We start from the raw sequence: 18,833 nt of genomic DNA on the forward strand, positions 1-18,833 counted from the left end.
GAGGCGATCGGCTGTTACGAACAAGCAATTCAAGCCAAACCCGATTATGCCGATGCTTGGAACAACCGAGGCGTTGCTTTTTCCAAGATGCAGGAGTACGAACAAGCAGTAATTTCTTACAATCAAGCCCTACAAATTAAAAATGATTATACTGACGCTTGGAACAATCGAGGCGTTGCACTCTCCAAATTGCAAAAATACGAAGCGGCGATCGCTTCCTACGACAATGCTGCTAAAATCCGGCCTGACTTTTACAGAATTTGGTACAACAAAGCCCGATGTTATGCGCTACAAGGTAAAATTGAATTAGCAATTGAAAATTTAAAGCGCGCCCTCAATCTCAATCCGAATGTGTGTAAAGAGTTGGCCAAAAGTGAAGCTGATTTGGAGAAAATTCGGGAACACGACGCATTCAAGCAGTTGATAAATTAATACATTGAGCCTACGGCTGTAATTAAGAAACCGGGTTTCTATATAAAAATATTTTTTTGGATGCCAAAGTTGTCTGAGAAACCCCTTTTCTGGTTCTAGTAGTTGAGCTTTAGCCCATTCTAGTAGGACTAATTCCATTTTTCTATAGTTGGCTTATATAGCCAATGATTAATTTTTTCTTCATTGACAAAACCTTTTAAGGATGGATCTGGCCAAATATGTATTTTTTCTAAACATTCTAGTTCGGTTGCTGCTGTTTCAATAAATCCCCATTGTCTCATAAAAGTTTCAGCCCAAGATTTTTTAGTCATAATTGATTTGGCAAAATCTAAACCTGCTGCTAACATTCTTTGACCATTTGATCCTCTGGCATTAATGGGTTCCCAAAATATTAATTCTGGATTAATTTGCATAAATTTATCTAAATTAAATCTAAAGTCATCTAAAGTCATCATAGGTGGAGTGGGAGCCATTGCTACATATAAACGACAATTAGCCTGATATGCCTTTTGTAACGCTTTATATCTATCGGAAGATAAAGGTGCTTGTGGTTCAATTTTTTTGAGTAATTCATCATTTATACAAGGAATACTCATGCCTAATGTAATATTAGGGTTAACGAGAATATCTAAATCCTTTTGCCACAATAAACCCCGAGTTAAAATTCTAATCTTTTTATTATGTTTAAGGAGAATTTTTATCGTTTGACGAGTAATTTCTGCTATTTGTTTATTTTGATAAGGATCGGTTCCGGAACAAAGTAAAACAACTCCTTTACCTGAAGGTGTATTTTCCCATTTTCTTTTTCTGGTCAAAACATTTTCTAATTTTTCGGGAATTTCCTCTCTAATAAAAAGATATTTTCCCCAATCTAATTGAGGATTATCTACTCCTTTTTGATGTAATCTTTTTTGTTGTGTTCTAATACTTGGGGTCGAAGGAACATAACAAAATGTACATCCATGTAGACAGCCCGATGCTATGTTAACAACGTAATCACATAGACTTTTTTTATTTAAAGCACTCTTCTGGAGTGGATTGACTATTGTTTCAGTTCCCGTAATCATAATTAGTTACCTTTGGATAAAAGACCTTAAATCAAATAAAGTTTTTTGACGTAATTGTTTGATTATATCAGAATTTTGCAATTCAGTCTTCTCGCTAATTTTTATTTTTTTATCTTTTCTAAAAATTTCTATTTCTTTAGCATCTTGTAAGAACTTAAGATATCCAAAATAATGTTTCCTGGTAGCAGGATTAAGTTCCATTGTTTTTTCACAAAGTGTTTTAAATAGAATACCTTCTGGATTTTGGTTTATCAAAAAATCAATATCTTTACTAAGTTTGTTAAGACAAACTTTTTCACTATCTTGGTTGATATCTAACTCCAAATTTAACTGATTTTCTTTATAAAACAATGCAGATCTAAATCCAAATCCATAAATATCATAATGATATTGATAGTCTAAATTACTGAAGTTCCAGCTTCCATCTTTCATTACTTCTAAGGCTCTAAGATGACTACAAATGTGAACCAAATAATATAAAACTCTATGGTCATTTTTAGGCATCATAGCAAATGTAATTATTTTTTTTGCATTCCCTCTATCTCGAAACAATCTCATTAATTCATTTCTGAATTCTGCTTGTTCTCCAAATGTATCTAAAGTTTGAAAATGATTAATATCAAAATAACCATCTGTTTCAAGTATTTGTTCAAAAGTTGTTCTCCCTGTCCACTTTGGGTCATAAATAAATCTTTTAATAAAATCAATCATAAATGTATAAATAATCTCTGATTTATTTTTAAGACTATTTATTTTTCTAAAACTTTCCATAGATACATCACACCATCCATAGGGATCAAGAAAAAACAAAGAATGCCCTTTTCTTTGTTTAGCTTGCTCAAGGCAATAATCAACTTTATTTTCAAATTCATCACTAATAAATTCACACTGTTCTATTCGTGTACCTATTCCTTTAGGAAATTCATTTGTAAAAGTATGTGGTTTTTCATCCGATAATTGTCCTAATCCTGCTTGGGGCATAGCAACATTTTTTAGACATTCTAAATGCTCTTTGTTTTTGTCAATAAAAATAAATTTTACATTGAGAGTATAAGTTCTTTGTGATTTTAAATAACCTTCTCGAACGGCATTAATTAAGCGAATAGGTGAACCCGGCCAAGTATTTTGTGATTCTAGATCATTGTAAGTACCTCCTCCCGAAAAACCATCTACAAATGTAAACGTATCAGTTCCACGAGGAAACACTGTTCCATAAAGCGTATAAATTAAATCAGTAACATATTGCTCTATTAATAAATGCTTAGTTTTAGTATGAGGTTCAATATTAGGAATAGTAGTACCATCAGCCGACCATTTAGTATCAGAATTACTCATTATTTATGCTCCTTAAATAAGCGTTATCTTTATTTTAATATACTTTACTAATTTTCACTACCCGAATCTGGCTATCTGTTAGTTGTTTAGCATAGGCGAATCTTACTCAATTAGATTGAATGCCCCATGCTTTTAGGCGATGGGGCCCATGCCCGATGCCCTATTCGCTACAAATATTTCTGCAACAACAAGCCCATTTTCTCCTTAGTTGCGGTCGGCACTTGATCCAGCCGAGTCAGAATTGCATATTTCAAAGCTGAATGTGCATCAGATACTGGGGGGTTTTCTGTTAGTCTACGGACTGTTTCTTGAATGACTTTTTGAGCATTCTCTGCATTGCGGTGTAAATTTGCTATTACCATTTCTACTGTTACGCTGTCGTGATCTTCGTGCCAGCAGTCATAATCGGTGACTAATGCTAAAGTTGCGTAGGCAATTTCTGCTTCTCTGGCTAATTTTGCTTCGGGCAAATTTGTCATGCCGATGACTGTCGCCCCCCAACTGCGGTAAAGGTGGGATTCTGCTTTTGTGGAAAATGCGGGGCCTTCCATGCAGACGTAAGTGCCGCCCCGGTGCAGGGTAACGTCGGTGAGGTTCAAGGATTCGATCGCACTTGCCAATACTTTAGCCAATTCGCCGCAAACCGGATCGCCGAATGTGATGTGAGCAACAATTCCTTCTCCAAAAAAAGTAGAAACTCGATTTTTTGTGCGATCGATAAACTGATCGGGCACTACCATATCTAAAGGTTTCGCCTCTGCTTTCAGGGAACCAACCGCCGAGGCTGAGATTAAATACTCAACTCCCAAACTCTTCATTGCATAAATATTTGCTCGGTAAGGCACTTCTGAGGGCAAAAAAGTGTGGTTGCGGCCGTGTCTAGCCAGAAACGCTACCGGCGTACCGTCCAATGTTCCCACAATTGCGGCATCGGATGGTGATCCAAAAGGTGTATCAATTTTCACCTCTTCAATATCCTTGAGGGCCTCCATTTTATACAAACCGCTGCCGCCGATAATTCCGATTTTTGCTTGTGCCATTTTTACCCTCTGCTTGAGTTTTACCACAGTGATTCTATCGGGCCATCGTTAAGTTGGCGTAAAGATAATTGAAGATTTCGTGACAAAAGTCACCCTATATACACTATATTGTCACAAAAAATATGTGATATTAATCACAAAGTACCTTCACAAAATCTTTAAAAATAAAGATACACAGTTCTGTTATCAACTTTTAGCGTGTTAAGACCATGACAGTCAGCTCTGCTAACCTCCCCAAAATCTCGATCGAGGCGATCGTCCAACGTATTTTTGCTTTTCGTCAAATTACCCCCCTTGACAGACGGCTGCTGAAATCAGCCATGCTAGCCCAGAAAGGTCTTAACGAAAAAGACCAGTGTCACATCAACCGAGTTTGTCAGGGCATCCAAAACGGATTGATTTTAGTTGTAGAATAAATTTGCAGCACAATCTCTTGCTAACTCAAGAAGCTGTTTTAAAATTTGTGTTTGAGTCTGTATCTCCGGCAACTGAGTTCGGGCGAGGTTGTACTCTTTTTCAGCGCGCAATGGATCAACATTACAAATAATATTATTTCCCTCTTATCGCTCATAGTTCAACAGCCAAAAGCCTGTATAAGTCATGCCACTATCATCGGGCTGGACTAACAAAAAATGTAATTTTTTACTTAATTGCTTGCGCTGCTGGTAAATTTGGGCCGCGGCTTTCACCTCGCTATCTTCAAAAGTAGCCACAACCCACCTATCTACTAACCCAGCTTCTAATATCAATCCGTCTGGTTCTCCAGCAATATAATTCAAAGCGAAAGGTTTGGCATCCTGAAGCCATCTAGCCAACCGCATAGACTGGCGCCCGCCGTCAATCACAACTCCCGGTACGGGTACTGTTGATGCCAAGCCCAAATTCAGCGGTAACAGCAATTCTGGCATTTCCAAAATTGGCAGGGGACGCCCTTGAAAAGCATCTTCAATGTCGCCGGCGGGTAGGGAAGCAAAACGCCAGCCATCGCCCCAGAGGTTTTCGGGTAAGGGCACGGGCGGCGGCGAGTCTAGGGCGATCGCACTGTAAGTTTCACCTGTATAATTAGGCATACTCGAATATTCTTTGGCGCGCTGTTGCAGCAGCAATTTCAAAGCCGCAGTGCGCCGAGTCGCTTCTACCTTGACACCCAACACTTTGCCCGCAGCTTCGATTAAGCCCAGAGACTGAGGTCTAAATACTTGAATCAAGTCGGGCAAATTTTGGGTTTGAGCTTGCTGCTGCAACTGCGAAGCTAGCCAATTAGAATTTGCGTCCCCCTGGCGACAAAAAGCGCTAAATTGAAAACTGCCTTCCGAGTCGCAAATTAAGAGTTCCCAGAGTGGTTTACCCGCCTCATCTTGGAGAGGGCGACGGTAAAAATCGGCTTGCCAAATACGCATAAATAATTAAAAAATAAAATCTACAACTCGATTATTTTAGTATAGCCTGGGCACATTGCGATACAATAGCGATCGCGTGAGAAAAAAGTTCGAGCGATATATTCTCAGTTCATAATTGAGTTTTATTTCAATATTTAACTCCCGTTTAAAAAGCTGTAATTGTAGGCCAGCGATCCAAACCGTGCTAATAATCAGTAATTCCCCATTCTCAAATCTCAAATCTCAAATGGTATAACGGCTCGCTTAGCCATCCTCCCTTAGCAATTAGCCCTTCCCAAATTTATTTAAGATAGCGAACCAAATACATATCCAACTCGCCTTTATTTTTAGCATAAATTTTTCCTCGGTAGTCGCATTCAAAAAAATCTCTAACTAATTCAAAAGTTGCATGAGAGATATTGATATTTCCAGGTACGCCGGAAGATTCCATCCGAGATGCAGTATTAACCGTATCTCCCCAGACATCATAGGAAAACTTTTTATTGCCAATTACCCCAGCAAGTAGTGGACCTGAATGAATGCCAATTCGGATATCCCAATAAGCAATGTTTTGTTGAGCTTTCTGTATTTGTCGCAGAGCCATGAACTGTCGAATTTCTATGGCAGCAAGTACAGCGTCAAAGGCGTGTGTTGGGCTAGGGGTAGGAATTCCTGCAGCGCACATATAGCTGTCGCCAATAGTCTTCAGTTTTTCCATAGAGTATTTATCCATCACGCGATCGAAATAAGAAAAACAATAATCTAGTTCGTCAACCAACTCTCGCGGCGTCATTTTTTCAGATAACTGAGTAAAGTCTTGAAAGTCAGTAAATAAAACCGATACGTTATCATAATACAGTGGTTCCACTTTGCCGTTATTTTTTAGTTCATCGGCAATTTCAACCGGCAGCACGTTCAACAGTAACTGATCGGATTTGTGCTTTTCAGCATCGAGTTCGGAATACAGGCTATTTATCTCTTTAAAGCGTTCAGCATTTCGGATGGCTGAAGATAGTTGCAAAGCCAAAAGATAACCAATCCGCAAGTCTTCTTGAGTGTAAGCTCTCGACTTGGTTGTGGCAAAATTAATTGTCCCTAAAACCTTACCTTCGCTTTCCAAAGGAATGATAATTTGCGAAGCGTAGGGGGATAAAATAGCAGTAGCACTCGCTTCTTGAATTAACTGAGGTTGACGTGTGTTGAAGGCCTTGTGAATAGGGCCGCCCTCTGGGAGGGCTGCAATATCTACAGGAATATGCGGGCCAAATAAGGTCATGCAAGCGTTAGTGCTGTGCAGGCAAACGCTAAAGTGTTCAAAGTCTAGCAACCATTTGGCTTGCTTGCCTAGTACCCGCAAAATCTGGTTGAGATCGAGGGTGCGGTTAATGGCAGTGGCAACTTCGTTGACAGCGGAAATGCGGATGGAAAGCGCTTGAGCTTCTGCTAACAAACGGCGGGCTGTCAACAGAAGTTCTTCTCGATCTAGATCTTCTAGCCGCTCGCCCATAATATGGGTATAAAATATAGATTACAAAGCATCTATTTCGAGGGCTATTGAATCGGTATATCGGTTGACAAAGCTAAACAAGTCTGCTGTAGCTATAATCTCAAATATTTCCGCATCATCTAGCCCTAAATCCCGCAGGTTTTGGTAATCCGCTTCTGTCATTTCCAGCGGTTTGGTAGCAGCCAGCAAGCCAAAGGTAATTACGGCTTTATCGCGTTTTGGCAAAGGGCAGTTGGCAAAGTCAGAAACTAGGGTTCGCAGGATTTCTTCGCTCATCCCCAACGCTGACAATCCGTGCAGGTGAACTTGGAGAGCGTACTCGCTATTATTTGATTGGGAAATAGCGACGCCGACCATTTCTTTAAGCGTGCGGGGTAAGTCTCCTTGCAGGATTGTTCCCCGGAATTTTTTCCAATTTGCTTCTAATATGTCAGGGTTGATTGCCATTGACTTGAACAGGTTGGGGACAATGCCAAACCCCAAGTCTGTCAAGATTTCTTCGTACACTGCTTTGGCTTTAGGATCGGTAAGTTGCTCGTATTCTACAAGTGGAAAGTGTGTCATTGTTTTGTTTAAATTTACGGCAGTTAATTTTGGTTTGGATTTACGTATTTGTTATGTAACACCACTCAAAGGGCGATGTTACGACCTATCTTGGCTTTAGTCGGATTGATGATAAAATGCACCGCTGTCAACAAACCGCGAATCATGAAGATGAGTTAGCAACAAATCTGATTCTTGAGGCTGGATTAAACCTGTAATTATAGCAGTAACAGGAGCCCATAAAATTCTGTTGCGATCGGGTTGTAGGGCTAATTTTAGATTCTCCCAATGGTTGTTGTCAAGTATCGGCAATTCATCTGGCGCGACGGCGTGAAATCTTACCACAACTCTTGAATTAGAGATTGCTGTTCCGTTCGCTAATTTTTCGGCAAAAAACACTGTTCGATCGATCGATCCAGCTCCACAAATGCCCTCAATCTTATGCTCCGGCGCGCGCACAGGGGAAAAACAAAATGCAGTGCGATCGAGTTTATTGAATTAATCAGAAGCTCGATCGACAACCCATGCCCCAGATAAGCTAGGCTAACGCCTGCGACTGGAGTTATTATGGGTAAACTGTAAACTTCTATCATTGTCGCTGCATTTGCTATGAACCCTGCCCTGACTCAATTTGGCGCTCAGATGTCCCACCTCACGGGAGTTCGGGCAATTATGAAAGATATTATTGAAACACTCAGAGCCGGCAGCGGGCAGGAGTTTATCAATTTGAGCGCCGGAAATCCGGTTATTTTGCCGGAAGTCGAGCAGTTGTGGCGCGACTGCACAGCGGAACTTTTGGCGAGCCCAGAATACGGCGAGGTGGTTTGTCGCTACGGTTCCAGTCAAGGTTATCAGCCATTTATCAATGCGGTATTGGCGGATTTTAACCAGCGTTACGGACTGAATTTGACCGATCGCAATATCCTAATTACTCCGGGCAGTCAATCGATCTATTTCTACGCAGCCAACGCTTTCGGCGGCTACACTACCAGCAAACAGCTTAAAAATATTGTTTTACCGCTGAGCCCAGACTACACGGGTTACGGCGGCGTTAGCTTGATTCCCGAAGCGGTAGTCGCCTGCAAACCTACCCTCGATATTGATGCTGCTGCTCACAGGTTCAAATACCGCCCGGATTTCAGCCAACTGTCGATCGACCAAACCACCGGTTGCGTCATTTTTTCCCGTCCCTGCAACCCCACCGGCAACGTTCTCAGTGACGACGAAGTTAAGAAAATTGCCGATTTAGCGGCCGCTTTCGACGCACCGGTGTTCGTTGATTCCGCCTACGGCCCTCCCTTCCCGGCTTTGAATTTTACCGAAATGACGCCGATTTTTGGCGGCAATATCGTGCACTGTATGAGTTTGTCGAAAGCCGGATTACCGGGAGAAAGAATCGGAATTGCGATCGGCGATGAAAAAATCATTCAAATATTAGAATGTTTTCAGACTAATATGTGCATTCATTCGCCAAGATACGGACAGGCGATCGCAACTCGTGCCATTGCTTCCGGCGCTCTTGCGGATATTTCCATCAACGTAATTCGCCCGTACTATCAAAGCAAATTTGCGATCGTAGAAACCACCCTAGAACAAGCAATGCCGAAAGATTTGCCGTGGTTTTTGCACCGGGGCGAAGGAGCAATTTTCGCGTGGTTATGGCTGAAAGATTTGCCAATGACTGATTGGGAACTGTATCAAGAGTTGAAGAAAGTTGGCGTAATTGTCGTGCCAGGAAGTTCTTTTTTCCCCGGTTTGCGGGAAGATTGGCAGCACAAACATGAGTGTTTACGCATTAGTTTGACTGCAACAAATGATGAGATTGAAACTGCAATGAAACGCTTGGCTCAAATGGTGAAAAAGCTTTATCAGTCTTGATTTCTTATACCAAATCCGCCGAAATTCACCTCCTTTCTGATTCGGCGGTTGAAACCGCTCTGCAAGTTAAACTTTCGGCATAGATCATAGGGACAAGCGAGATAAATGGGGTATTTAAGCCGAATTTGATATGATTTCTCAGTCTTGCGTAGGTGGACTTCGTTGGTGTAGTTTGAGGTCAAAAGCGATTGAAATCGCGGACTATGAGCGAGGAGTTTTTAACAATTACACCACCCGATAAACAAAACTCAGAGTTGCCCAAACATTCACATCCAAAGCCAAATCATCCGTCGATATCCCCACTTTCTGCACCCCCGAAATGCTAGCGGCGTGCAAATCTTCGAGTACCGCCCGCGCCACATTTAAAGGATTCAACAACACTCGAATTGGCAGGGCATCCCTCGTTTGCTGCATTTCGGCTTCTATTGCAGCCAGAGTTTGAGCGAAGGGACTCTCACTAAATATAAGGAACGTTTCCGCAAGTCCGATCGGCCCAGATACCGCCCACCCGATCGCCCCAGCCGCTGGCACGGTCAAATTCTCCCCCGGAGCGATCGCGCGCGACATTCCACCCAAAGCCTCTTTGCCCTCAGCGCCGAGCACTGAAAGCCGTCCCGCGCTGTCCGAGCCAAACACCGCAAAGTAAACCGGGCGATCGCTGTCGTTATACAATCTATAACAAACTCGGCTGCCTTCTGGCAAACTTAGTATGTGAGCGCTTGCGGATTTCTCACTTTCCCCGCTCAGCGGTTCCAGGCGATAATCACCGCCGGCCCGCAGCGGCTCTCGCTGCGCCACTGCCCGCGCTTGCGGTGCGAGAGTTGCCAGAACCGCCCGCACCTTCAGGCGCGAAGACCCCTCATTGACTGTCAGCCGCAGCAACTTTCCCGCCTGCAGCGCTTTCAACTGCGGAGTCAAGCGCTGCACCGCTACCTTAACTGCTTCTCCCCCGACGCCATCAGTATCGGGAATCAGCATTTGAGCCAAAGAAAACAAACCGTAACGGCTTTGTATCAAAGCAGGCTCGTGAGCCGAGACTGTTTCGGTGGCTAAAGTCGTTTCCGGGACTCTGCCGAACCGACAGTCAGCCAATTGCTCGCTGCCTACCGCCGAAACTTGTGGCACAGTCGCAAAGGCGCTGGTAGCGTCCACCCGCTCGATGCGTTCCAAACCCGAGTCCAAAGCTACTGTCAAACCGATGTTTCGCGGCAATACCCGAATTTCTTCCCTCACCACTTCGCCGACTGTTAATTCGCCGAAAGTTCGATCGGTCTTGTCTAAAACTTGGGCTTTAGCAGAAAGGCCCGTGCGTCCCCGCAGCAAAAGCCTCGCGCCCTCCGAGGAATCCACTGCAAACACAGAACCCCCTGAGCACTCCAAAACCCCCGGCGACAACCCGCCCAGCCACAACTGCACAGTTTTGATCCCCTCTTCCACCGCCGTCACAGCGCCGTCAGATGCAGGCGAATTCAAGATTAAATTTGAAAAATTCACCGCCGGCGCGGTTGTGAAATCGTGATTGAGAATTTGCGGTTGCTGCGATAACCCCGTCATTTGCTCAACATTACCCGCCGCCCGACTGAAACTGACGCTGAAGCTGCTAGCGGGAGTTACCCACCACATAGTTTGGGTGAGGGCGTAGGTAAACAAACCTGCGGTAAATCCGTTCCATTCTTGTTCGGCAGCGAGTGCGGAATTCGCGCCTGCAGCAAGTACGGCGGCCGCCGGACGGAGATTTGGGCGGGATCGGAGGTCTTCGGCAAACGTTAATTCTGCGAGGCTTGGCTGCCCGATGGTGGGGCGGGGGCGGGAGCGAATGCGAAAGTTGCCGTTTTTGGGGAAACCCGGATAGTTGTAGCTGGTGTCGAGGATGGCGATCGCATTTTCTGTCGCGAGCGATCGCATCAAAAGCAACAGCGTTTCCTCTAAAATATCGTTCACCGCCCGGTTTGCTAACAACGGCAAAACATCATCCGCCGGCACCAAACTGTTTTGCATTTTTCCGGGAGACTCGCCCAAACTGACTCGACTACCGCAGCCGCTAAAGTGAAAAACTACCACGTCACCGGGTTTTGCTTGTTCGCCCAAGTGAGTTACAAAAGCCGTCTCGATATTTTCCCTGGTAGCTTGAGCGTCAGTCAAAGTCAAAATGTCAGACGGCACAAACCCAAACCGATATATCAGCAGTTCCCGCTGCATTTCCACATCCGTGATGCAGCCGTGCAGGGGCGAGTCTGGATATTTGTCAACGCCAACCAACAAAGCCAATTTCCTGGCTGTCGGCTGTGCTAAGGCTTGGAGGTAGCGATCGCCCAAGGGCAGCCACAAAGCCTCGCTGATTCCGATGGCGGCCAGCACCCGGCCAGCTTGCTGCAAAAATTCCCGCCGCTTGAGTCCCATTTTTAAATAGCTTTGAATTTTAAGTTTTGAATTTTAAGTTAAATTCCCCTCAATAATTTTAGGGGAATTAATTAGATTGTGAGTGTTTAGTATTAAGGGAGTTTTTAAGTTTTAACTTTTGAGCTTTAAGTTGAAAATTTCCCATTTAAAACTCAAAACTCAAAATTCAAAACTATGCAGAATCTCGCCCACACCAAAGTTCAAGATTTAAATCTCGTAATTGAAAATATTCATTGCCTTGGCTAATTCTGCGGCGACTTCCGGTCGGGAAAACTGCGGCGGCGGCAATTTTCCAGCGCGCAGCATTTCCCGCACTTTGGTTCCCGACAAATGCACCCGCTGTTCGGGAGTGCTTGGGCTTGTTTTAGTTGTAGCCATTTGTTCGGTCAGCTTGCAATAGAAAGCGTGCTCGAATTTCATCGGCACAATTCCCAATTCTCCCGGCTCAAATTCATCAAAAATATGTTGGGCATCGTAAGTGCCGTAATAATCGCCAACTCCAGCGTGATCGCGCCCCACGATAAAGTGAGTGCAGCCGTAGTTTTTGCGGATTAAAGCATGAAAAATTGCTTCTCGCGGCCCGGCGTAGCGCATCGCCGCCGGATTAATTGCCAAAATTACGCGATCTTTTGGATAGTATTTTTCTAGCAGAATTTCGTAGCAGCGCATCCGCACATCAGCCGGGATGTCGTCTTCTTTTGTCGTCCCGACTAGCGGGTGCAGGAACAAGCCGTCTACTGTTTCTAAGGCGCATTTTTGGATGTATTCGTGTGCGCGGTGGATGGGGTTTCGGGTTTGGAAACCGACTATGGTTTTCCATCCTTTTTCTTTGAACAGTATTCTCGATTTCGCCGGGTCAATTTGGTATTGGGGAAACCGGACATCTAGTTCGCGTTCCAGCAGCCAAACATCGCCTGCGAGGTTAACGGGCCCGGATTTGTCGACTACCTGGACGCCTGGGTGTTTGATGTCGTCGGTGCGGTAGACGTTGAGGGCTTCTTCTTCTTTGCTGTAGCGGTATTTTTCTGCGAGCTCCAAGAGTCCGACAAATTCGCCCGCCGCGGTGTCGAGGCGCACTAAAGTGCCTTCTTTGAGGGTGTCAGCGACTGCTTCTGTTACCGAGAGAGTGATGGGAACCGACCAAGGAAGGCCGTTGGAGAGGCGCATTTGTTTGACTACCGATCGATAATCAGCTTCGTTCATGAAGCCTTTGAGGGGACTCAGGGCGCCGATGGCGATCATTTGCAGATCGGAGATCGATCGATCCGAAAGCTGGACTCGCGGCAAGACTTCTGCTTTATCGAAAAATTCTTGTCTTTGGTCTAGTGTGGCAATGCGGTTGACCAGGGTGCCGCCGTGAGGGGCAATGCGGTCTGAATGCTGGCTCATGTCGATTTGAAGTTGTGGGTTTTAGCTGCCAGAGTACATAGTATCAAGCGGTGGCTGCAATTCTACATTTTTTAATTGTTCTGGACTGGTGCAGAACGCTGCTTTTGTGGCGCTGTAATTCTTTAACTGTAAACTCCCCCACTCCAAACTCTAAACTTTCACGTCAATCGATTTTAGATTTTAGATTTTAGATTAAAGAATTGAAGCATTGACCCCACGGATAAATTCGGGGGCTCCTTTATCGGATACAGGTTTTTTATTTCTGGACGGATGAATCCGGGGGCTGGTATCCTGGATGCTTTCGGTCAAGTCTGGACTTGAAATTCTTCGGGATCTATTCCCCAATTTACCCAGCTAATCGCTTCTTTAGCCGTTAGCGAAGCCCTCGAAGAGGATCGCACTTTTGGAGGCACTCGCAAAGCGTGAAGGTGTCCCGTACTCGGACAAGTCATCTTTAACAAATAAATTGGCTCTATGTCAATATTATTGTCAATTTTCAACAAAGTATATTCTTGCCAAGTATCCAATTCAGTTGCTTGCAATTCTTGACAAATTCTCGGATAGCCGATCGCCTGAATCAAAACTCGCCGCACTTCGGCATTCTGTTCTGTTAACAGCCATGAAGCTTGCCAAGACTGCGGCGGAACTTGACCGATTGTTTCCGGCAGTCGCACGCCACGATAAGAGTATACACTGAACTTGTCAGCAAATTCAACCGCTGGTTGACCTTCTGCGTGGAGCAAACATTCACTATCAAAATGAAGTTGGATCGGGCGATCGCACACAAAGCACTTTTTCTCAAACGGGTAAATCCAGCCGCAGTTTTCCACTAAAGATTTAAAGGCTGAGTATAAAGGGCGATCGTACTCTAAATTTAACACGCCTATACAAAAATCCACCCAACTTCCGTGACAGGCTGACAGTTCTGAAAATATGCTGTTATTAATATCAGCTTGATCGATCCGGAATCTCTGAAATCTCCCGCCCAAATTCCTTGCTAATTTGACGTAAACTTCGTCTTTAACATGAAGGTGCAGTTGATTCATCAGTTGAGCGTACAACGGATTATAGAGTTTGCTGTAAATTTGATTTTCCAGTTCCCTGTCGAGTTGACTTCTTAATATATCGTACAATGCATTATGAATTTTGTTTCTGAGTTCGCTGGCCATTCCCGGACCCGAATCGCATATCCTTAGCGCTTCAACAGCTTGCAAAGCTATGTAAGGGCTGTCACAGAAAATAATTTCCGGTTCAGGACAGCCGATGATGTGGTAGGCGGTGTTGATGGCCGCTGTCGCTTGCGGGCGATCGACTGGTTTTATCGAAAGTCCAATTTGTCGCCACTTCTCGCGATAAATCGGAATTAGCGCTATTTTTTTTGTATTAATTGCGATCATTTGTAGAGCTAGATTATTTGATTTGCAGTCAATTTTTTTTTGCTTTCGCATCCCGTAATAAATATCATTAAGTTTGCCAAAATAACGAAATTATCCCTACAAACCTATTTTGTTAGAGTGGTCAAATTATTGATATAAATTAACGATTGTTTGCAACACACCTAAAATCATAGGAACATTATCGACACAATAAACATCAGTATCAATAATTAAATTATTTCCATCTAATTTAAGAAAACGCCAGACAACGCCAGTAGTTACGCAGCCAAATACGGCAGGTATGGAATTGCGTTCGCGTTCGTTAAATAGCTGAGCCGCTACCATTTGTGCTGCACACTGTGGCAGACAAGATTCTATTTTTGGGCCTTTCGTTTCTCTCAATGCAAAAACGGGAACTTTAATTTCAAAGTCAAACGGCACAGAAGATAATAGAAAGTCGCATTCCCCATTCAATCCCTGCTCAACATCTACATCAAACGACCAACCAGAAAAAATAGAAAATTGTCTGTTGTTCCTTTCCCTAAATTCTAACAAAAGAGGAGAAATAATCCGTTCGGAACGTTCTTTTGCAGTTGTAACCGCAGTGTTAGAACTAATTTCGAGGGTTCTCCAAAGCCATTCGGAGGGTTCTACAGGAACAATCTTGGCATTCAAAATAGGACTGAGTGACGGTTCCAATCCAAATCGCTCTTTTAATTGTTGGAAAGTAAAGGATTTGTAAGGCATATTTTTCAGATAAGTCGCTGAAATTCTAGATTACTTGGAGAGACAAAGCGAGTTAATAAACGCTAAACACCCTTGTATAGCAACCCTTGCAAAATTTTGTCAACCTCTCTTTTCTTCCTTCTTCTCTATTCGCTCAGACTTCAACATCAATTAGTTAGTTAGTTAGTTAAATCCCTTACATAATCCGTTGCCGATCTTCCTTCTAAACATTTAACCACTCAAGGAGTACCCTGGGCGCCGGCAACAAAATCATTAACAAAAGCGCGATCGCCAACAACCCCAAAAAATCCCGCCGATTATCCAATTCGCTAACATCATTCAACGCCGGTTCGTCGTTTAGTGGGGTGAAAAACAAAATAATCGCCCACAGCAGCAAACCCTGTTCCAAAAAAGAAAGCAGCAGCATACAAAGTCTAGCAACTTGCCCGATCGCCATACTCGCTCGCTGGCCGAACATCGCGTGCACGATGTGCCCGCCGTCGAGTTGTCCTACTGGCATCAAATTAAACGCCGTCACGATCAAACCCAAATAACCCGCCACCGCTACCGGATGCAAATCGATCGCAGTTTCCGCATTCAAAGCGCCGCCCAAGGTTAACTTGCTCAACAAAGTCATCAGCAGCGAAAAACTGGGTTTAAAAGAGTCAAAATTTAACATTCCAGACTTCTCAGACAGCGGTACAATAGTCGAATGATTCAAACCCCAAATTAATAATGGCACTGTCGCCACTAAACCCGCAAGAGGTCCGGCAATGCTAACATCAAATAAAGCTCGGCGGTTGGGAATTGGACTCCGTATTTGAATGAAAGCCCCAAAAGTTCCTAAGAAAAAAGGAATCGGGATAAAATAAGGCAAAGTCGTGCGAATTTTGTAGAATCGGGCAGCTAAATAGTGGCCGGATTCGTGAATTGCTAAAATTGTAATTAGAGCCAGCGAGTAAGACAAACCCTGGAGCAATATTGACGGGTTGGACTGCAAAGCTTGTTCAGTAACTCCGACCAGTCGCGCCCCGACAAGCGTAGTCGTAAACACCGTGATCAGCAGCAAAGCTAATGCAAAAAATGGCCGGGTTACAGATTCGGTTTTGACAGGAGTTTCCCCTGATTGGTGGCTGGGATTGGGAACTATAGCAAAAAAAGGTTGACCGCTCAAGCTGTTTTGAAATACTACTAAAAAGCGATCGCCAAAAAGCCTCTCCACATTCTCCCGAATCGCCTGATAAGCCGCCTCCGGGTTCGTCCGCAACTGTCCGCGACAAATTACAGCCTGCGGCCGAAATTCCAAATCTCGCAGAAAGTAAATTGACCAAGGAAAACAATCGCGCAAACTCGCTTCTTCCGCTGCATCTATCGGGCGCACGGGCGGTTTTGGCTTTACAGGTTCACTCGCAGAGTCTGCTACCTGCTCAGGAGTTTCGGCGGTAATTTTCTTGCGCCCCAACTGTACCAGAAACCAATACAAAAAAGGGCAAACCAGAAAAGGTATAATTACCAACTCCGGCGGTACAGTTTTGCTGGTACCGTAAACTAAAATCCAACCACCCCAAATCAGCGCGGGCGCCATCATTACCAGCCACAGCAGCCATATCGGAGTCCTGGTGATGCGGCTGGTGCCGTTCTGCAACAAGTAGTACGATATCAGCCCCAATACGAACAACCATAGTAAAAAGAACATAATATTTATCCCATTCCCTTCTGAAATACTTCCTTGAAACAACAGAGTTCAGTCTCCAAACAACCCAGGCCCGTGCTCGACAATATCCTTGCTTTCCCGCCTAACCGGGAAACTCTGGGTGCAACAGCCTATTTCATTGTAGAAAACCAAACTAACATCCTGGTGGATTGTCCCGCTTGGGATGAGATTAACCAAACATTTTTGCGGGAACACGGCGGCGTGCGACTGCTGTTTCTCACCCACCGTGGCGCTATCGCCAAGGCGCGGGAGATTCAGGAAGCCACGGGGTGCGAGATCATGATTCAAGAGCAGGAAGCTTATTTACTGCCGGGTTTGAAGGTGACGGTTTTTGAGCGAGAATTTGTTGTGAGCGATGGAATCAAAGCATTTTGGACTCCTGGCCATTCTCCTGGTTCCTCTTGCCTTTATCATAGTGGCAGCGGTGGAGTGCTGTTTTCGGGTAGGCACTTGCTCCCCAACCGAGAAGCCGCGCCAGTACCGCTGTGGACGGCAAAAACTTTTCACTGGCCTAGGCAAATTAACAGCGTGAAGTCAATTATCGATCGATTTTCACCGGAAACTTTACAGTATATTTGTCCCGGTGCAAATACTGGTTTTTTGCGGGGAAAAGGATCGATCGATCGAGCTTTTGAGCAATTAGCAAATCTGGATTTAGCTGTTTGTTTGCAGTCAAAAGCTGAACCCTAAATGTCTGCTGCAACATCAAAAAATGATCGGACGCGCTAATTAGAGCGGTAAGGTGCGCCCTGAGGCACCCTACATTATTCTTCCGTCTGTTAAAGAGCGAGGAAAGTTTGTATAGTGGCGGTTACAACCGCCTATTCTTATGGAAAAAACCGAAAAACAAAAAATGCTCGCCGGCGAATTGTATTTAGCTGCTGATGAGCAATTAATTTTAGAGCGCCAACGAGCTCGCCGCCTCGCCAGAACTTACAATTATACCCGCGAAGATGAACCGGACAAACGGTTAGAACTTCTCGCAGAATTGTTCGGTGCAGTTGGCCCCAAAGTTGAAATCGAGCCACCTTTCTACTGCGACTACGGCAGCAATATTTATGCTGGAAACGGGTTGTACATGAATTTTGGTTGCGTGATTCTCGACTGCAATCGAGTTAACATTGGCGAAAATTTACTGTGCGGGCCCAACGTACAAATTTACACCGCTCTTCACCCCACAGACCCGGAAATAAGGCTTTCTGGCCAAGAACTCGCCGCTGAAATTAATATTGGCAATAATGTTTGGATTGGCGGCGGCAGTATTATTTGTCCAGGAGTCACTATTGGCGACAATACCACGATCGGCGCAGGCAGTGTTGTTGTCAAAGATATTCCCGCAAACGTCGTGGCGGCGGGGAATCCTTGCCGAATCATCCGGCATCTACCTTGATGTGGTACGATCGACAGAATCGTGCGATCGGCTCCTTGGAGCTTAACCAAAAAATTTTAGGTTTAGAACAGGCGGTTTGAGATTTTTCACGTAAAATCCCCGAAAAAAACCGTGGAATAAATCTAAAATCTAAAATCTAAAATCGCTTAATTTCTCGTTCCCGGTTTCCACACTACCAAGCTTTTTTTATGACGACTGCAACAGTTTATCCCAACGCTCCCGATCTCTGCACCGACGACTACATAGCAGTCGGTGTAGCTACCTGCTTCATCAAAGAAGAAGGCGAAGTTTTTGAAGTGCAAGTAATCGAAGCTATTCCCTCAGCAGCTTTAGAAGCAATTGTGAAGGGAATTCCCACATCCTATTTAATGATTTGCGGGACGACTTTGGGAGCAGTGCTCGACGGCGAAACACCCAAAATGTTGCCAGAATTCCCGACATCTGCTCAGTTTAGCGAAGAATTTGGCTTTCGGGCTATCGCCGCTGCCCGCACTTACAAAATCCGCCCGCAAGCTCAACTTCACATTCCCTTGGGAACAGTTCGCAACGACTTTACTTATTCCTTAGAACGCAAAAGAGTGCTCAACTCCGAGCGCGTCATTCGCACTGAAGACAACGTGAAACAGCACGAACACACTCACAAGGTTCTTTAAACAA

General features: G+C 44.4%; 18 protein-coding genes. 6 read left to right on the forward strand and 12 right to left on the reverse strand.

Annotated elements, in window-relative coordinates; translation table 11 throughout:
* The coding region (locus QUA38_RS08255) for a tetratricopeptide repeat protein (RefSeq protein ID WP_333160780.1) at window positions 1-432 on the forward strand (432 nt) is incomplete at its 5' end.
* 128 nt (window positions 433-560) lie between these two features.
* Here the strand turns inward: QUA38_RS08255 and QUA38_RS08260 are convergent.
* The 3 genes from QUA38_RS08260 to QUA38_RS08270 form a co-directional block, all read right to left on the reverse strand.
* Complete coding sequence (locus QUA38_RS08260; RefSeq protein WP_333160781.1) at window positions 561-1,499, reverse strand: radical SAM protein; 939 nt, start codon at window positions 1,497-1,499, stop codon at window positions 561-563.
* Between the two features lie 6 nt (window positions 1,500-1,505).
* The gene (tcmP, locus tag QUA38_RS08265) at window positions 1,506-2,834 is read right to left on the reverse strand and encodes a three-Cys-motif partner protein TcmP (protein ID WP_333160783.1); all 1,329 of its coding nucleotides are present in this window, start codon (window positions 2,832-2,834) and stop codon (window positions 1,506-1,508) included.
* Between the two features lie 167 nt (window positions 2,835-3,001).
* Window positions 3,002-3,874 carry an S-methyl-5'-thioadenosine phosphorylase gene (locus QUA38_RS08270; protein ID WP_333160785.1) on the reverse strand — a complete coding sequence of 291 codons (873 nt, stop codon included), beginning with the start codon at window positions 3,872-3,874 and terminating at the stop codon, window positions 3,002-3,004.
* Between the two features lie 209 nt (window positions 3,875-4,083).
* Here QUA38_RS08270 and QUA38_RS08275 point away from each other — a divergent pair, with 209 nt between their 5' ends.
* Window positions 4,084-4,290 carry a hypothetical protein gene (locus QUA38_RS08275; RefSeq protein WP_333069727.1) on the forward strand — a complete coding sequence of 69 codons (207 nt, stop codon included), beginning with the start codon at window positions 4,084-4,086 and terminating at the stop codon, window positions 4,288-4,290.
* A 144-nt stretch (window positions 4,291-4,434) separates the two neighbouring features.
* On the opposite strand, the gene QUA38_RS08280 is transcribed toward QUA38_RS08275, so the two are convergent.
* From QUA38_RS08280 to QUA38_RS08295, 4 genes are all read right to left on the reverse strand, one after another.
* Complete coding sequence (locus tag QUA38_RS08280; RefSeq protein WP_333160787.1) at window positions 4,435-5,274, reverse strand: Tab2/Atab2 family RNA-binding protein; 840 nt, start codon at window positions 5,272-5,274, stop codon at window positions 4,435-4,437.
* Between the two features lie 280 nt (window positions 5,275-5,554).
* On the reverse strand, window positions 5,555-6,760 hold the full coding sequence (locus QUA38_RS08285; protein WP_333160789.1) for an adenylate/guanylate cyclase domain-containing protein: 1,206 nt from the start codon (window positions 6,758-6,760) through the stop codon (window positions 5,555-5,557).
* Window positions 6,761-6,781: 21 nt separating this feature from the next.
* Window positions 6,782-7,324 carry a peroxidase-related enzyme gene (locus QUA38_RS08290; protein ID WP_333160791.1) on the reverse strand — a complete coding sequence of 181 codons (543 nt, stop codon included), beginning with the start codon at window positions 7,322-7,324 and terminating at the stop codon, window positions 6,782-6,784.
* A 96-nt stretch (window positions 7,325-7,420) separates the two neighbouring features.
* Window positions 7,421-7,648, reverse strand: coding sequence for a hypothetical protein (locus QUA38_RS08295; RefSeq protein ID WP_333160793.1), 228 nt, complete (start codon window positions 7,646-7,648; stop codon window positions 7,421-7,423).
* Between the two features lie 264 nt (window positions 7,649-7,912).
* Between QUA38_RS08295 and QUA38_RS08300 the strand changes: the two genes are divergently transcribed.
* Complete coding sequence (locus QUA38_RS08300) at window positions 7,913-9,181, forward strand: valine--pyruvate transaminase (protein ID WP_333160795.1); 1,269 nt, start codon at window positions 7,913-7,915, stop codon at window positions 9,179-9,181.
* Window positions 9,182-9,406: 225 nt separating this feature from the next.
* On the opposite strand, the gene QUA38_RS08305 is transcribed toward QUA38_RS08300, so the two are convergent.
* The 5 genes from QUA38_RS08305 to QUA38_RS08325 all read right to left on the reverse strand — a co-directional run bounded on the left by QUA38_RS08305 (window position 9,407) and on the right by QUA38_RS08325 (window position 16,768).
* Window positions 9,407-11,581, reverse strand: coding sequence for a caspase family protein (locus QUA38_RS08305; protein WP_333160797.1), 2,175 nt, complete (start codon window positions 11,579-11,581; stop codon window positions 9,407-9,409).
* 207 nt (window positions 11,582-11,788) lie between these two features.
* Window positions 11,789-12,970, reverse strand: a complete 1,182-nt coding sequence (gene sat, locus QUA38_RS08310) for a sulfate adenylyltransferase (protein ID WP_333160799.1) — start codon at window positions 12,968-12,970, stop codon at window positions 11,789-11,791.
* 305 nt (window positions 12,971-13,275) lie between these two features.
* On the reverse strand, window positions 13,276-14,367 hold the full coding sequence (locus tag QUA38_RS08315) for a DUF6745 domain-containing protein (RefSeq protein ID WP_333160801.1): 1,092 nt from the start codon (window positions 14,365-14,367) through the stop codon (window positions 13,276-13,278).
* 126 nt (window positions 14,368-14,493) lie between these two features.
* Window positions 14,494-15,093, reverse strand: coding sequence for a hypothetical protein (locus tag QUA38_RS08320; RefSeq protein ID WP_333160803.1), 600 nt, complete (start codon window positions 15,091-15,093; stop codon window positions 14,494-14,496).
* 202 nt (window positions 15,094-15,295) lie between these two features.
* On the reverse strand, window positions 15,296-16,768 hold the full coding sequence (locus QUA38_RS08325) for a site-2 protease family protein (protein WP_333160804.1): 1,473 nt from the start codon (window positions 16,766-16,768) through the stop codon (window positions 15,296-15,298).
* Window positions 16,769-16,801: 33 nt separating this feature from the next.
* Between QUA38_RS08325 and QUA38_RS08330 the strand changes: the two genes are divergently transcribed.
* From QUA38_RS08330 to QUA38_RS08340, 3 genes are all read left to right on the forward strand, one after another.
* Complete coding sequence (locus tag QUA38_RS08330; RefSeq protein ID WP_333160806.1) at window positions 16,802-17,476, forward strand: MBL fold metallo-hydrolase; 675 nt, start codon at window positions 16,802-16,804, stop codon at window positions 17,474-17,476.
* A gap of 139 nt (window positions 17,477-17,615) precedes the next feature.
* Window positions 17,616-18,176: a sugar O-acetyltransferase gene (locus QUA38_RS08335; RefSeq protein WP_333160808.1), complete on the forward strand. Its 561-nt coding sequence runs from the start codon at window positions 17,616-17,618 to the stop codon at window positions 18,174-18,176.
* 188 nt (window positions 18,177-18,364) lie between these two features.
* Window positions 18,365-18,829, forward strand: coding sequence for a hypothetical protein (locus tag QUA38_RS08340; RefSeq protein WP_333160809.1), 465 nt, complete (start codon window positions 18,365-18,367; stop codon window positions 18,827-18,829).
* Window positions 18,830-18,833: the final 4 nt, after the last annotated feature.

The sequence above is a fragment of the Microcoleus sp. Pol12B4 genome, assembly GCF_036701385.1.
GTDB lineage: Bacteria > Cyanobacteriota > Cyanobacteriia > Cyanobacteriales > Microcoleaceae > Microcoleus.

Bases quoted from the DNA above. Each gene is read 5' to 3' on its own strand.
- QUA38_RS08260 (WP_333160781.1), bottom strand. From the start codon at position 1,499: ATGATTACGGGAACTGAAACAATAGTCAATCCACTCCAGAAGAGTGCT.
- tcmP (WP_333160783.1), bottom strand. From the start codon at position 2,834: ATGAGTAATTCTGATACTAAATGGTCGGCTGATGGTACTACTATTCCT.
- QUA38_RS08270 (WP_333160785.1), bottom strand. From the start codon at position 3,874: ATGGCACAAGCAAAAATCGGAATTATCGGCGGCAGCGGTTTGTATAAA.
- QUA38_RS08275 (WP_333069727.1), top strand. From the start codon at position 4,084: ATGACAGTCAGCTCTGCTAACCTCCCCAAAATCTCGATCGAGGCGATC.
- QUA38_RS08280 (WP_333160787.1), bottom strand. From the start codon at position 5,274: ATGCGTATTTGGCAAGCCGATTTTTACCGTCGCCCTCTCCAAGATGAG.
- QUA38_RS08285 (WP_333160789.1), bottom strand. From the start codon at position 6,760: ATGGGCGAGCGGCTAGAAGATCTAGATCGAGAAGAACTTCTGTTGACA.
- QUA38_RS08290 (WP_333160791.1), bottom strand. From the start codon at position 7,324: ATGACACACTTTCCACTTGTAGAATACGAGCAACTTACCGATCCTAAA.
- QUA38_RS08300 (WP_333160795.1), top strand. From the start codon at position 7,913: ATGAACCCTGCCCTGACTCAATTTGGCGCTCAGATGTCCCACCTCACG.
- QUA38_RS08305 (WP_333160797.1), bottom strand. From the start codon at position 11,581: ATGGGACTCAAGCGGCGGGAATTTTTGCAGCAAGCTGGCCGGGTGCTG.
- sat (WP_333160799.1), bottom strand. From the start codon at position 12,970: ATGAGCCAGCATTCAGACCGCATTGCCCCTCACGGCGGCACCCTGGTC.
- QUA38_RS08315 (WP_333160801.1), bottom strand. From the start codon at position 14,367: ATGATCGCAATTAATACAAAAAAAATAGCGCTAATTCCGATTTATCGC.
- QUA38_RS08320 (WP_333160803.1), bottom strand. From the start codon at position 15,093: ATGCCTTACAAATCCTTTACTTTCCAACAATTAAAAGAGCGATTTGGA.
- QUA38_RS08325 (WP_333160804.1), bottom strand. From the start codon at position 16,768: ATGTTCTTTTTACTATGGTTGTTCGTATTGGGGCTGATATCGTACTAC.
- QUA38_RS08335 (WP_333160808.1), top strand. From the start codon at position 17,616: ATGGAAAAAACCGAAAAACAAAAAATGCTCGCCGGCGAATTGTATTTA.
- QUA38_RS08340 (WP_333160809.1), top strand. From the start codon at position 18,365: ATGACGACTGCAACAGTTTATCCCAACGCTCCCGATCTCTGCACCGAC.